The 13,700-nt window shown below is 39.0% G+C and carries 11 protein-coding genes and 4 pseudogenes; 4 read left to right on the top strand and 11 right to left on the bottom strand.

Annotated features, from left to right (window positions below; genetic code table 11):
• Window positions 1–82 precede the first annotated feature (82 nt).
• A complete protein-coding gene (locus BDE27_RS01365; RefSeq protein WP_099133167.1) occupies window positions 83–1,117 on the bottom strand; it encodes an IS110 family RNA-guided transposase in 1,035 nt (344 codons plus the stop codon).
• A gap of 90 nt (window positions 1,118–1,207) precedes the next feature.
• On the opposite strand from BDE27_RS01365, the pseudogene BDE27_RS19720 reads away from it, so the two are divergent.
• A pseudogene (locus BDE27_RS19720) lies at window positions 1,208–1,300 on the top strand (IS5/IS1182 family transposase); the annotation flags it as partial.
• Window positions 1,301–1,363: 63 nt separating this feature from the next.
• Here BDE27_RS19720 and BDE27_RS01355 read toward each other — a convergent pair.
• The 5 genes and pseudogenes from BDE27_RS01355 to BDE27_RS01335 all read right to left on the bottom strand — a co-directional run.
• Window positions 1,364–2,560 carry a hypothetical protein gene (locus tag BDE27_RS01355; protein ID WP_099133165.1) on the bottom strand — a complete coding sequence of 399 codons (1,197 nt, stop codon included), beginning with the start codon at window positions 2,558–2,560 and terminating at the stop codon, window positions 1,364–1,366.
• Window positions 2,561–2,578: 18 nt separating this feature from the next.
• Window positions 2,579–2,782 carry an SEL1-like repeat protein gene (locus BDE27_RS19275; protein ID WP_338066710.1) on the bottom strand — a complete coding sequence of 68 codons (204 nt, stop codon included), beginning with the start codon at window positions 2,780–2,782 and terminating at the stop codon, window positions 2,579–2,581.
• Window positions 2,742–3,044: a tetratricopeptide repeat protein gene (locus BDE27_RS01345; RefSeq protein ID WP_099133161.1), complete on the bottom strand. Its 303-nt coding sequence runs from the start codon at window positions 3,042–3,044 to the stop codon at window positions 2,742–2,744. Before BDE27_RS01345 ends, BDE27_RS19275 begins: the two co-directional genes overlap by 41 nt.
• 23 nt (window positions 3,045–3,067) lie before the next feature.
• Window positions 3,068–4,408, bottom strand: coding sequence for an HlyD family type I secretion periplasmic adaptor subunit (locus BDE27_RS01340; RefSeq protein ID WP_167450509.1), 1,341 nt, complete (start codon window positions 4,406–4,408; stop codon window positions 3,068–3,070).
• A 140-nt stretch (window positions 4,409–4,548) separates the two neighbouring features.
• Window positions 4,549–5,415: pseudogene (locus tag BDE27_RS01335) on the bottom strand (peptidase domain-containing ABC transporter); the annotation flags it as partial.
• 251 nt (window positions 5,416–5,666) lie between these two features.
• On the opposite strand from BDE27_RS01335, the pseudogene BDE27_RS01330 reads away from it, so the two are divergent.
• Both BDE27_RS01330 and BDE27_RS20330 read left to right on the top strand, forming a co-directional pair.
• Window positions 5,667–5,916: pseudogene (locus BDE27_RS01330) on the top strand (hypothetical protein); the annotation flags it as partial.
• Between the two features lie 46 nt (window positions 5,917–5,962).
• Window positions 5,963–6,160: pseudogene (locus BDE27_RS20330) on the top strand (ISAs1 family transposase); the annotation flags it as partial.
• A gap of 360 nt (window positions 6,161–6,520) precedes the next feature.
• Here the strand turns inward: BDE27_RS20330 and phoA are convergent.
• The 4 genes from phoA to BDE27_RS01305 form a co-directional block, all read right to left on the bottom strand.
• Complete coding sequence (phoA, locus tag BDE27_RS01320; protein WP_099133155.1) at window positions 6,521–7,957, bottom strand: alkaline phosphatase; 1,437 nt, start codon at window positions 7,955–7,957, stop codon at window positions 6,521–6,523.
• Between the two features lie 225 nt (window positions 7,958–8,182).
• Window positions 8,183–9,676 carry an aldehyde dehydrogenase family protein gene (locus BDE27_RS01315; RefSeq protein WP_099133253.1) on the bottom strand — a complete coding sequence of 498 codons (1,494 nt, stop codon included), beginning with the start codon at window positions 9,674–9,676 and terminating at the stop codon, window positions 8,183–8,185.
• A gap of 15 nt (window positions 9,677–9,691) precedes the next feature.
• Complete coding sequence (locus BDE27_RS01310) at window positions 9,692–10,072, bottom strand: cupin domain-containing protein (RefSeq protein WP_099133154.1); 381 nt, start codon at window positions 10,070–10,072, stop codon at window positions 9,692–9,694.
• A 47-nt stretch (window positions 10,073–10,119) separates the two neighbouring features.
• On the bottom strand, window positions 10,120–11,421 hold the full coding sequence (locus BDE27_RS01305; protein WP_099133252.1) for an NAD(P)/FAD-dependent oxidoreductase: 1,302 nt from the start codon (window positions 11,419–11,421) through the stop codon (window positions 10,120–10,122).
• Window positions 11,422–11,862: 441 nt separating this feature from the next.
• On the opposite strand from BDE27_RS01305, the gene uriH reads away from it, so the two are divergent.
• Window positions 11,863–12,813 carry a uridine-preferring nucleoside hydrolase UriH gene (uriH, locus tag BDE27_RS01300; protein ID WP_099133153.1) on the top strand — a complete coding sequence of 317 codons (951 nt, stop codon included), beginning with the start codon at window positions 11,863–11,865 and terminating at the stop codon, window positions 12,811–12,813.
• A 64-nt stretch (window positions 12,814–12,877) separates the two neighbouring features.
• Here uriH and BDE27_RS01295 read toward each other — a convergent pair whose 3' ends face one another.
• Window positions 12,878–13,666: a sulfite exporter TauE/SafE family protein gene (locus tag BDE27_RS01295; protein ID WP_099133250.1), complete on the bottom strand. Its 789-nt coding sequence runs from the start codon at window positions 13,664–13,666 to the stop codon at window positions 12,878–12,880.
• Window positions 13,667–13,700: the final 34 nt, after the last annotated feature.

Here is a 13,700-nt window from a genome sequence, read left to right as displayed (position 1 = left end):
AAGAACAGGCTATTACAGGGACGGTAGCCGTTTTCTCATCAGTGTTTGCAAACTCGATAATGCGTCTATTTTTGTTGCTCAATTAATTAATAGTAAAAGCTTTTTGCATATTAAAATCCACTTCATCCCGCAGAACACGCCAGATAATCCGGGTCAGTTTGTTGGCTAAAGCGATCGTGGCTTTCATAAACCCACATCGGGCAATCAGTTTTCTCAACCATTCTCCCAGACAATCATCACGATTTTGGACACAGCGCATCACGGCACGAGCACCGTGGATAATTAACGTTCGGAGATGACGGTTTCCATTTTTGCTCAGGGAAGACAGCCGGTTTTTTCCACCTGAACTGTGTTGTCGGGGAACCAGGCCACACCAGGCAGAAAGTTGCCGGCCATTGGCAAATTGGGGCGCACTGACTTCACTCACGAAGGCGGCTGCAATAAGAGGACCGACGCCGGGGATCGTGAGCAGATGGTGATAACCACTTTGCTGACGAGAAAGTGCCGCTATTTCATTATCCATTTCATGAATGCGAATGTTCAGATTCCGTAGGTCTTCCCCCAAAGTATGAAGCAAACGTCGTAGTACAGAGGACAGCTCATGGCTCTCCTCTTCTAGAATCTCAGGCAGGTACTGTTGCAGTTTCTGAATACCAGCAGGAACGATCACCCCCTCCTCAGCGAGGAAAGCCCGAATCTGGTTGGCGAGTGCGGTACGTTGTTCCACCATGAGTTGTCGGGCACTGCGCAGTGCCTTGATATCTTGCTGTTCCACCGTCTTGACCGGAACAAAATGGATACCGGGTCGGCAGGCCGTTTCGCAGATAGCCAGTGCATCATTGGCATCATTTTTTTGATGATGGCTGAAAGCTTTAACATGCTGGGTCGGCACAAGCCTGATGATAAATCCCATCGCCTGAAGGGTTCTGCCCCAATAGTGAGAAGTTGCACAGGCCTCCATAGCAATGAGGGTTCCTGGCGAAAAAGTGCGCACAGTATCAAGCAATTTTTGCCGTGAAATTTTTCGGTTCGAGGCGACAGAACCGTCCTCCATCCAGACACAGACTTGAAAAACGTTTTTGGCGAGGTCAATGCCAATGACTTTAATCGCATTCATGAGATGTTCTCCCGAAATTCAGTGCATCGGAAAAAAAGATGGCACTATTTGCTGCTGAAAAAGGGGACGTCCATCACATCACTACAGAGTATCGTAACACGTTACGAAAAGACAGCGCGAAACTACCTGTCCATGGTGAAATTAGTCTGTATTCGACTCTGTTGCCGGAAATTATATAATTAAGGGACACAAACTAAAAACATTCCCGCAATATAACCCATAAAGCGAGAATGTTAATTAAAGAAATTAGTTAGGAATAGTTAATATTTCAGACATTGTGTTTTGTCTAGATAAAATTTGATTTTCAGAAAAACTTGATATTTCCCCATTAAACTCAACCATTGAATTAACAATTTTATGAATTTCCTGCTGAATAACTGGATTAGAATTTTCTTTCGTAACTTTAGGATGAGTTAAAAACCAAACATCTACGATATCAGTTTTATCTCCATAATCCCAAGTTACTTGTGAAATATCCTTATGTAAGTTTTTATTATCATCTATAAAAGGTTTTCCTTTGTAATTCAAATCAATCTCTTTAATTCCAATATCAGATAATGTATTTAATTCATCATTATCCACAATTCCATTAGTATTTTTATCTTGCCAAACCTTTAAGTTATTCCAATCATTATCATCCTTTGATATAATCAAATCGTTATTTGAATCTAATTGTGATAAAGCATGAAAGCCATTTTTAAAATTACTTAATCCATTAATTTCAGTATGATTTCCAAAAAGAAAAGCACCTGAATCAATTTTCCCATCATTATTTTTATCATACACGATGAAGCCATCATTTTTATCTATCCATCCAACTGATTCTTTAGAGTTATTATTATCAAGATCAAAAAATACACTTCCTTCTGCAATGGTTTTAACTCCATCATTATTTAAATCGATAACTAATGGAGAAGGAAGATTAATATTATTATTTATCATTGACTCTAGACTTCCATAATTTTGATTTGGTGTGAAGTATGGAAGTACTTTATTACCTGCATTAGAATCCACATAATTAAGAGCGAATCTTACAAAGTGAATACAATTATTAGTTAAAAGATTATAATTACTGGAAAAACCCTTTATTAATCCTAATGGAGCTTTATTAACAAATTCTGCCAATTTTTCTACGTTTGAGTAAGCCATATTAATGGTGACACTTTTTACTGTACTTTTATCATACATTTCACTATCATTTAGGTTAACATTATCATAACCGCCAACTTTCATTGAGTCACCTGTTGACCACCCAGCATCAGTTTTAAAAGTCCTCGTAGAGCCAGGCATTTCAATGCTAAGCCAAACATGACCCGTTTTTGAAGTATCATATGAACCATTAGAATTTTTAATTTTAGTTCCAGGTTTAGCAACATGCACAGTGACTTCATGTTGAAAAGTATAGGCTCCATGTTCATTTGGTATTTTGAGTATATTCTCCATAATATATTTCCTTAGATATTAATAATTTTCTTTTGATTCTGGGTGTGTTAACCAATATAAATCGTCAGCTGCTTGTTTATTTCCTAGTTTTGCAGCCTTTTCTAGCAAATTAATGGCCTTTTCTTTATCTTTTTTTACTCCTAGTCCATTCAAATATAACCCAGCCAAATTACTTATAGCACTAGAATGATCTTTTTTTTGCTGCTTTACTATAATATTCAAAAGCCTTTTGATAGTCTTGTCTTACCCCTTCCCCTCGTTCATACATGAAACCTAGATTATTCATGGCAACCATATCATCTTTGTTAGACAAATATAAGTAATAGTCGAAAGCTTTGTTGTATTCCTTTTTATTCCAATAAAGATCATTAGCTTCTTTTAATAAATCCCCATCATTCATTTTTGGCATCCCATTATTATGGGAACATCCCCCCATTAACACTGACAATGGTATTATTAATGATTTAAAAAAATTATTCATCATTACCTCTTTTTAGAATTATTAACTTATCTTTCCCAAAAACTTTCATCTATCTTTGTTTGTAATGGACTAATTACATAATCAATAACCTTTCTTTCCCCTGTTTTTATTTCTGAAGTTACAGTCATTCCAGCTTTTAAATTTACAGACTCACCATTGATAATTATTTTATTATTTACAAGATTTACTATTGCAGGGAATACATATCCCTTATCATCATCTTTTACTGAATCATAACTGATACTTTTTATTTTACCCGTTAAATAACCATATCTTGTATAAGGAAATGAATCTATTTTTACAATGACAGATTGATTTTCTCTAATAAATCCAATATCTTTATTTTCTATCATTATTTCTATTTCATATGGTGAATCATTCGGTACAATAACCATTAAAGGTGTGGCGGTCGTAACCACGCCATTAATCGTATTAACTGATAGTTGTTGTACTCTACCATCAACAGGACTAGTTAAGGTTGTTGTCTGATATCTTTTTTTGTTTTTTATCATTTCTATAATTAATTTCTTTATTTCATTATCGGCATTTCTTTTCATTTCAATAGCATTTCTTAATACCTCTTGGGTATTTATTTCCATTTCATTATCTATCTCATTGTTTTTATAAGAAAGCTCATTGTATTTGCTTTTTGTAATTTCACATTGATGATTTAATTTTGATATTTTATCTTTCTGGTTAATTAATTCATGATGTGATAAATAATTTTTACTATTCAATTTTTGGTAGTCATTTAATTTATTAGATTCCAAACTAATAGAAAAAGACAATGACTTTATCTCTTCTTTTGTAGCCAACATCTCTGATTCTATTTGTTTTTTCCTTTCTGTTAATTTTCTTATTTTATTTATCCATGACTGATATATCGATAGAGCTATTTTCTCTCCCTCATGATTTTGTTTAATGTAAGTGGTTTTCATATCAGATTTTATATACTTTTTTCCATTGTGAAGTAACTCATTTAACCATTCAAAATTAAATGAAGTTGAAGACATTGCTATTATTACCGAATGACCAATCTGATAGTTAATAAAAGATGAAATTAAGTCTGATTCATTTTGCAAATATATCTCTTCAGCGCCAATAACTTCTATATTAATTAATTTGTCGCCTTTATTTACTATTTGCCCTTCATTAACGTATATAGCCTTTATTCTTCCGGTTTCTAAAGGCTGAATAATCTTACTTCTACCATTACTTATGATCTTCCCTTGTGAAATAACATGAATATCAATTTTACCTATAAATGACCATATAATGATTAATAATGAAAAGATGACAATAGAGCAAGAGGTCCACCTTACTGTCGGCGAAGGTGGATTTTCTATTAATTGTAAATAATCAGGCAAAAATGCTCTTTCATCTTTAATATATTTGGTTGAGGATAGTTTATGGCGAATGTGCTAAACCTTAAAAAAAGTCGACTTATAATACTGAAGAAAATATATTACTCCTTTAAGCCGAATATGAATATTAGTAAGTATATTCATTATCTTACACACTCAATCATTTTGCGATAAGCGCCATTTTCAATTGCCATTAAATTATCGTGCGTGCCCTCTTCAATGACTCTGCCTTTATCCATTACTATTATCCGGTTCGCTATTCTTACTGTAGATAATCTATGTGCAATTATAATCACAGTCTTATTCTGGCATATGAGAGGCATATTATTCATAATAATTTTTTCTGACTCATAATCGAGTGCACTTGTAGCTTCATCTAGAATAAGTATTTTGGGGTTATTTAGTAATATTCTTGCGATGGCTATTCTTTGTCTTTGGCCTCCCGATAATCCAACACCATTTTCTCCTAATTGTGTATTATATCCTTCTGATAATTGCATAATAAAATCATGCGCTCCAGCTTGTTTGCATGCTAATATAATTTGTTCTAAAGATGCTGATGGTTTTGTTAGTGATACGTTTTCTTTTATTGTCCGATTTAGTAAAACGTTTTCTTGTTGAACAACACCTACATTTTGGCGTAACCAGATTGGATCAACTAAAGAAAGATCTAAATCATCAATAGTAATATTTCCCGTTTCTGGAGTATAAAAACGTTGAAGTAATTTTGTTATTGTACTTTTACCTGAACCTGATTCTCCAACAATACCAATGATTTCACCAGGTCTAATATTTAATGAAATATTATCAATATTCCATTTACCATTAGGACTATAACGAAAATTAACCTTATCAAAAGTGATTTTTCCTTGTAGATTCGATAACGTTAAGCTATTTTTTGAGTGCTCTATTGGAGAATTTAATATATCACCCAATCTAGCAACTGATATACTTACTTGCTGAAAATCTTGCCACAATTGGGCTAATCTAATAATAGGTGCTGCAACTTGTGATAGCTTTTTTTTTTAGCAGCCAGCAAACACTGAGTCACGCCAACGTTGCCATTTTTATCACAAAACCTCTGTTTTATCATCTGACTATCTAAATTTACACCATGGTATCCCGCAATAAGTACTAATCCAGTAAGTAAATTGTCTGACACTTAAAAAAATCCATAATGATTAATACTATTAATGATAATATAAACACAAATTATAATCACTTTCAATTGAATTATTTCTTTTATTAAGCATTGAAAACCCTCAGCCACCGTGGAGGTGAAATCAAGCTTAGCAGCCTGAGTCTCCTGCTGAAACCGATGGGGTTCAATGACCGTTTCTTGCGGACATCCGTGTTTCGCCTGAAAAAGAGTTAAGCTGGCTTGGTTTCGGCCAACTTAACAGAATGCGCCAAGCAGTGCCCAAAGTGATATTCCCACGCTTTTGCATGAACTCAATGCCAGTGATTCAGTTATCTACTTTCGTGCCGATTACCCTTATCCACGTTCAGAATAGAGCCTGAAAGAACGGGTATCTGTAAGTTTGCCACTGGCACAGGTATCGCTATTACATTAGCTCAGCCACATTGACAGAAGAAAACTTCGCACAGGCAGTACGCAACTATTGGCGTATTGAGAATAATCTCCATTGGGTATTAGATGCGACTTTTCACGAGGATGATGGTCAGATTTATCGAGAAAATGCAGTGGAAAATATCGTGATATCCATGATGCTATACGGGATATCACTCAATATTTGGGAGGTTATTACAATCACCCACCCACATAGTCTTAATGGAGGAATTTCACCGGCTGAATATGAAAAACAGAGGGAAGAGGCTAAAAATGTGTCCGGAATTCCTTGACCACTACACCTGCACAGACTATTTCCAGCACTGACACAACCACTACCGATGCGATCAAGCTGAATAACAGTAATCCCCAGAATCCCGTCATACCTTATCCCATCATGCTTTGGCAAAAAAACAGCTTTAAATTCCACTTTTCGCTAAACATAGTAGCCACCCACTATAACAATAATGATTCTCAATACCATATATGGTAGCGAATTAATCACAAGTTGAAAGTAAATGACAGGGATTATAAGCAAGATATGATTATTTTAACGCCATTGCGTCACGTATGGTAAAGAACAGATCGGTCTGATCAGTCAAACCGACAACATTGGCAGCATGTGCTCCATAAGCGGCAACACGTAGCTGTGTACCGGTATGTTCCTGTCTATCTCCTTCCGAATTACCATAGTTTACGGTCATGACTGCGCCATCTTTTGTAATCAGCGATCGAGTCAAGCCAGGGGATTTGACATCAGGCTCAATGATTTGGCTAGCATGCGCATGATCGGCAGTCACAATCACCAGAGTATCACCATGTTCTTTGGCAAACTTAAGGCCAGCTTGTACGGCCTTATCCAAAGCTACTGTTTCACCAATTTGTGCACAAGGGTTGGCATTATGATCCTGTTTATCAATCGAAGCGCTTTCCACTTGCAGGAAAAAGCCATTTTTATTCTTTTTCAGTAAATCAATCGCCTTTTCTGTCATTTGCTCCAATGTAGGTGCGTTAGGATCTAATTTAGCATTCACTGCACATTTCACTGGCTTTTCATTGATATTACCGTGGTAAACTGCTTTTGGCCCTTCCCAGGCGACATCCATATTTCCATCATGGAATAAACCCAACAAGGGTTGTTGTTGATTGGCGTCTTTGACGGCTGCCAAAGACTTCGCATCCGTTACCCATTGGTATCCCTGCTCCAATGCCTGTTGTTGCAATGTCTTCCCTTTATTGGCGCCGGATCTCGATTGCTGGGTAAACGATTTTGCACCACCTCCCAAGGTGACATCCGCACGTGCGGTCAGCAATTGTTCAGTAATAGAGCCTTTACCTCCATTTTCCAGGGCATCTGTGGCGCAATACTTTGAAGTTTCTTTAGGGCCGTAGCAGTTACGATGCGTAATATGGGCGTATAAAGCCGCTGGTGTTGCATCCTGAATTTCGGCCGTGGTGATATTTCCCGTTGCCTTACCGTTCTTTTTAGCCAGCTCCAAAAGAGATTGATGAGGGTTGCCAAAGACATCGATTCCCAACGCCCCATTATAAGTTTTTACTCCTGTTGCCCAGGCCGTGGCAGAAGCCGCTGAATCTGTAACATAGTTAGGTTTCTTCGTCTTCTTGTCTAATGAGTAGTGTGTATATTGCCCCGTGAATGGCAAGGCATCTATCCCTTTAAAGAATCCACCTGCACCTTCGGCATAATTACGGGCAATGGTTATTTCAGAATCCCCCATACCATCACCGATAAACAGGATCACATTTTTAGCTTTGTTATTGCTTAATTCAGCCTTAAGCGCTTCAGTTTGATCTTGGGTAAGACGGCGGGCACCACCAAATTCGGTAATATTGCCTTGGGCTGCACGCTGTTGCGCCATAATGTGATTTGAATCGCTGACAGCCCATACAGGCACTGTAACCCCTGACATCAATGCAGCAACTACCATAGCAAGCAGGTTTTTTTCATGATTACGCGACATAGGATTTTCCTTGCAATCGGATGAATAGGATAAAAAAAATCATCATGTTGAATTGCCCGGATAATAGATATGTCACATGACAATTATTTGAACCTATGGCGACATTCTTGTGACAACGATTTTTTCTGCAAGGCAAGAAGAAAAAAATGAGCGCCTCAGCAGACAAAGGCCAAACAGCGCTCTACCAATATAATTCCCTATTCCATTGGTGACTTAACGCATCCATCAATAACGCATCATGACCGATTTCAGCTCCGTATAATGCTCAATGAATGCACTGCCAAACTCACGACCAATCCCTGAAGATTTAATCCCACCAAATGGAACCGCAGGATCCAGGAACGTATGCATATTAATCCACAGTATTCCCGCTTTAATATCAGGGATCATACGCATCGCCTTGCTCATATCATTCGTCCATAGGCTGGCTGACAGACCAAATGGCGTTGCATTCATCATAGTAATTAGCTCTTCCTCATCATCATAACTGAGGAAAGTGCCAATCGGCCCGAATGTCTCCTCGTTCATTAATGTGTCTTCAACACTATTGGCTTTAATCACTGTTGGTGCGACAAAAAATCCCGGCCCCTCCAAAGCATAGCCTCCGTGGACAATTTCATTGCCTTCCTGACGCGCCGTCTCAAACATAGACAGAATTTTTTCGTAATGTTCTTTATTTGCCAAAGGCCCCATTTCCGTCGATTCATCAAGGGGGGAACCAATTTTCATTGCAGATAAACGTTCAGAAAGTAATACCAAAACCGCATCCATATGAACGGATGGAATATAAAAGCGCTCTGCGGCTGCACAAATTTGCCCTTGATACACATATCCCGCTTCCAGGATGCCATCAACGATCTTTTCAACTGTCATATCAGACAGAAAAGCCGCGGCGTTTTTGCCGCCAAGTTCCAGCGTTGTGCGCTTTAATCCCTGCTCCAAGGCCAATTTTCCCACGTTCATTCCTGTTGGAACAGAGCCTGTAAAAGTGACTTTGGCACATTGAGGATGATTAATGAGAGAAGTACCCACGTGAGCACCTGAACCATTGACAATATTGATCACACCATCTGGAATTCCCGCTTCTTTTGCCAGTTCCGCCACACGAAGTATGGTTAAGGGGGTATATTCACTGGGTTTAAGCACAATCGTACAACCACAGGCCAATGCCGCCCCCAATTTCCAGATCGCAATCATGATGGAAAAATTCCACGGAATAATGCCAACTACGACACCGATAGGCTCACGGCGCGTGAACGCGGAATATTTTTCCCCTTTAAGCGATGGCAATGAAACATTCAGTGTTTCACCCGTGATTTTGGTCGACCATCCGGCAAAATAGCGTAAATAATCGGCTGATGCTCCCACATCCAACATACGGGATAATTGAATCGGTTTACCAGAGCATAAACTTTCCAGTTGTGCCAACTCCTCACTATTTTTTTGTAATAGATCAGCCAACCGATTCAGGCAATTCCCCCGTTCCATAGGAGAAATCTGTGCCCATGCGCCGTGAAAAGCATCTGATGCTGCCTGCATTGCCTGATTAACTTCGTGCTCTCCTCCTTGATTAACCGTAGCTATCACTTCACCAGAAGCAGGGTTAATAACAGAAAAAGCTTCATTTTCCTGACCAAGAACAGAGACTCCATTAATATAATGACCATGAGAGCGCTGCAAAAAAGTTGTAACGGACTCCAGCAAATTAACTTCACTCATCATCTTTTCCCCTGTCTAGTCAGACAATTCCCCATTTATACAAGCCATATAATGTTTGACAAAACGCTCGCTGGTGATTTCCCACAATATTTCACTTCCTTTTGCCGCAAACCACGAATCACCTTTATGATATTCAACCATCACCCCTGTTTTGACATCGGTCAATTTCACTGAACCCTCATGCACCGTTGCCATCTCATCAAAGGGATAGGTCATTTTAAATTTGCCCTTGGTACAGGCAAAAATACCACATGTCAGATTATCCGATGGTTCCCCGTAGATCATGGCTACACTTGCCTGCGGATCACCTTCCACCACAACAGAACCAAGATGAGTGACACTGCCAATTGGCATTAATTCAGGAAGAGCTTTATCTAACAATAATGGCTTTATCATGACTTTTACCTTTAACTGTGACCGTTCCAAAAATGTAAAAAGAAAAACTAACGACGCCCTTTCCAGTAACCTGAAGCCTGGTGCCAGGTCTTACCGACAGAGAGCAATACATTTCTCAGTTTGTCTTTCCCGATAATATCAAGGTGTGGAATCGAACTGAGTAGCGAATAACGCTCTGAGCCTTCGCTCATTCCCTCAGCCAGAATTTTGCAGATGATGTGGCTCGGCGTTACACCAAAACCCGAATAGCCTTGAACATAGAACACATTTTTATGATTAGGCAGAGAACCCATTTGCGGAAACAGGTTAGCGCTGCAACATAATGGCCCGCCCCATGCCAGTTCTATCTCCACATCTTTCAAGTAAGGGAAAGTCTTGAGCATGAGATTGCGGTTCCATGCTTTTAAATCGGAAGGTATATATTCAAGAAAGTGTGTCGCGCTGCCATATAACAGGCGATTTTCTTTGGTAACACGGTAGTAATCAATGACCGGACTAATATCACTGTATGCCCCACGAATTGGGCTGATCTTTTCAATCAAATCGTCCGACAATTCTTCTGTCATCAATTGAAAAGCATAAGTATTGATCGTCTTTCTATAAATAGTCGGTTCGAGCCCATCCAAAAAGGCATTACATGCCCACAGCATCTTACTGGCACGAACTGATCCCGTTACTGTACGTACTATAACCCTGGGACCATACTCTACGCTCACAACCTGACTGTTTTCGAAGATTTTGACGCCATATTCAGTGACAGCTTTGGCTTCTCCTAGCAGCAAGTTGAGTGAGTGCACATGCCCGCCCCCCATATGTTTTAATGCACTGGTATAACGGTCTGAGCCAATGACTTTTTTAACATCTGCACCAGTATAAAGCTCAATTTCTTCATCAGGGGAAGCCGAACGAAATTCCTGTAACCAACTATGCAGGGTTTTATCATGTCGCGAATTCCAGCCAAGATAGGCATAACCTTGGCAAAAGTCAGCCTGAATATCATATTTGGCAATTCGATCACGAATAATTCCCGCCCCCAAGTTGCTGATTTTAAATATAGTTTCCAGGCCTTTTTTACCCACATGGCGTTTGATCTTATCCAAATCATGACCAATACCCGTCATCACCTGTCCACCATTACGGCCTGTACCGCCATATCCCAACGTTCGGCCTTCCAAAATAGCAATATTGGTGATGCCTTTTTCTGCCAGCTCTAATGCCGTATTGATACCGGAAAAGCCTCCGCCAATGATAACTACATCAACATCCAAATCTTCTGTCAGCATTGGAAAACGAAGATCATATTTTTTCGTCGTCGTATAATATGTTAATGAATCAAGTTTATTATTCATGTTATACCCCATGAGCATCTGCTTATCCCCTGATGGTGTTGCCTTGCTACTCCTTTTATCAGGGGTGCTTATCACATTTTTTGAACATTAGTTGTTCATGTGTATTAACAAAACAATAAAGAACAAAATATTAATAAGTTAATAAATTAATAAAAACAGACATCCATGCATTTCATGTCTGATATATATATGAATCATATGTACTTGAAATGCTCAAACCATTTGTTGTTTTCATGTTAATCAAATCACAATTATTAAAATGTTTATTAACAAATTGTAATTTTTACATTTTCATTTTGTGATGGAGTTGGAAGGAATTTTTTCTGTTAGTAAATTATCCTGAACATAAATATTTACATATGTACTTAATAGGTTTCGAGTTGTAGCCGACAAAACAGCAACTTGAGAAATGAAGTTCATAATTACTGGAAAGGAATAAGTATGCTACCCAAGAAAATTATCCTTGACTGCGATCCCGGGCATGATGATGCCATTGCTCTCCTGCTTGCCCACGGGAACCCCAATATTGAATTATTGGCTGTAACGACAGTTGTTGGTAATCAAACCCTGAATAAAGTCACCCGCAATGCTCTTTGCGTTGCACGCATCGCTAATATTCATAACGTTCCTTTCGCAGCAGGTTGCCACCGTCCACTTGTTCGGGAGATCAATACAGCTCCAGACATTCATGGGGAAACGGGTCTGGATGGCCCTATTCTTCCTGAACCTAACATGAAACTAGATGCGCGCCACGCAGTTGATCTCATTATTGATGTGATTATGGAAAATCCGCCCAAAAGTGTGACTTTGGTGCCAACTGCGGGTTTGACGAATATCGCTATGGCTGCACGCAAAGCACCGCAAATTGTTGAGCGTGTAAAAGAAGTTGTATTAATGGGAGGTGGTTATCATAAAGGAAACAGAAGTGCAGTTGCAGAATTCAATATCGTGATCGATCCAGAAGCCGCTCACATTGTTTTTAATGAAAAATGGCCGCTGACGATGGTTGGTTTAGATCTCACTCACCAAGCGCAAGCAACACCTGAAATTATCGAAGCAATTGCCCAGATTAAAACACGTTCCGCCCAGTTCGTTTTGGATGCACTGAAATTTTATGGTGACAGGTATCGTGAACATCAAGGATTTGGCTATCCTCCTGTGCATGATCCCTGTGCTGTAGCCTATGTGATCAATCCTGATGTTATGACGACCCAAAAAGTCCCCGTTAATATTGAACTGATGGGAACTTTAACAACAGGAATGACAGTTGCAGATTTCCGTTTTCCACCACCTGAAGATTGCCATACGCAAGTTGCTGTCAAATTGGATCATGCCAAATTCTGGCAATTAGTGATTGATGCTCTGAAAAACATTGGTGAAACAACTTACTGATATTATTAATTTATTCTTTGACTATTGAGGTTATCTCTCTGCCTCAATAGTCAAAGAATTTCTATCAAACTAACCGGATACCCATCAACACAGCACTACATAAGATCAGGAATAATGTGGCATATTGTAGTGCTTTGTCAGACAAATGCTTTATCAAATACCTGGCAAAAGGGATAGCCAGCAAAGAACCAATAAACAGTACCAACGCCAGTTTCCAATCCGTATGCCCTCCATAGGCATAAGCAAAAGCAGATGAGCCGGATAACATCATCGTGATAAAAAGGGAAACACCAACCGCTTGTTTAATACTCATTTGCCCATAGCGTAATAATAGTGGCAATACCACTATGCCACCACCAACTCCTGTCGCCCCAAGCACCAACCCAGCCCCCGTACCAGGCAGCAAAAAAGGCTTAATCAACTCAGATTGTAATTGTGGTTGCGTTTGGTTCATGTGTAACTGTGGCTGACGTATTCGGCAGTAAAAAAGATAAAGGGAAAACAAGATAGCCAATAAAACCAGTAAATTAATTCCCCATTCAAATTGTACTCGATTATGGCTTAAATGACTCAGCATTGTGACGCCATAACTGGCGAATACCGTACCGGGTATCATAATCAGCAGAATAATCAAAGATTGGCGTAAGGGAATATTTCCCATGCGAAAGTGTATATAAGAAGATGATATTTTCATCAACATTGAAAGAAAATTAGCCGTCGCGACAGAAGCTAGTGCATCTAATCCAAAAAAATAGGTCAGGATCGGCAAAACTATCACTCCACCACCAACACCGGTAGTACTGATAATCAAACCAACAATCGCCCCAATCGCAAGTTCAGGGATCACTAACATCATTTTGTTCCCAGCTGATATCTAATCAAAGATC

It is taken from the genome of Xenorhabdus ehlersii, from assembly GCF_003610465.1.
Taxonomy (GTDB): domain Bacteria; phylum Pseudomonadota; class Gammaproteobacteria; order Enterobacterales; family Enterobacteriaceae; genus Xenorhabdus; species Xenorhabdus ehlersii.
Note: the sequence above shows the minus strand (reverse complement) of the source record. Positions and strands in the feature narration are given on the sequence as shown.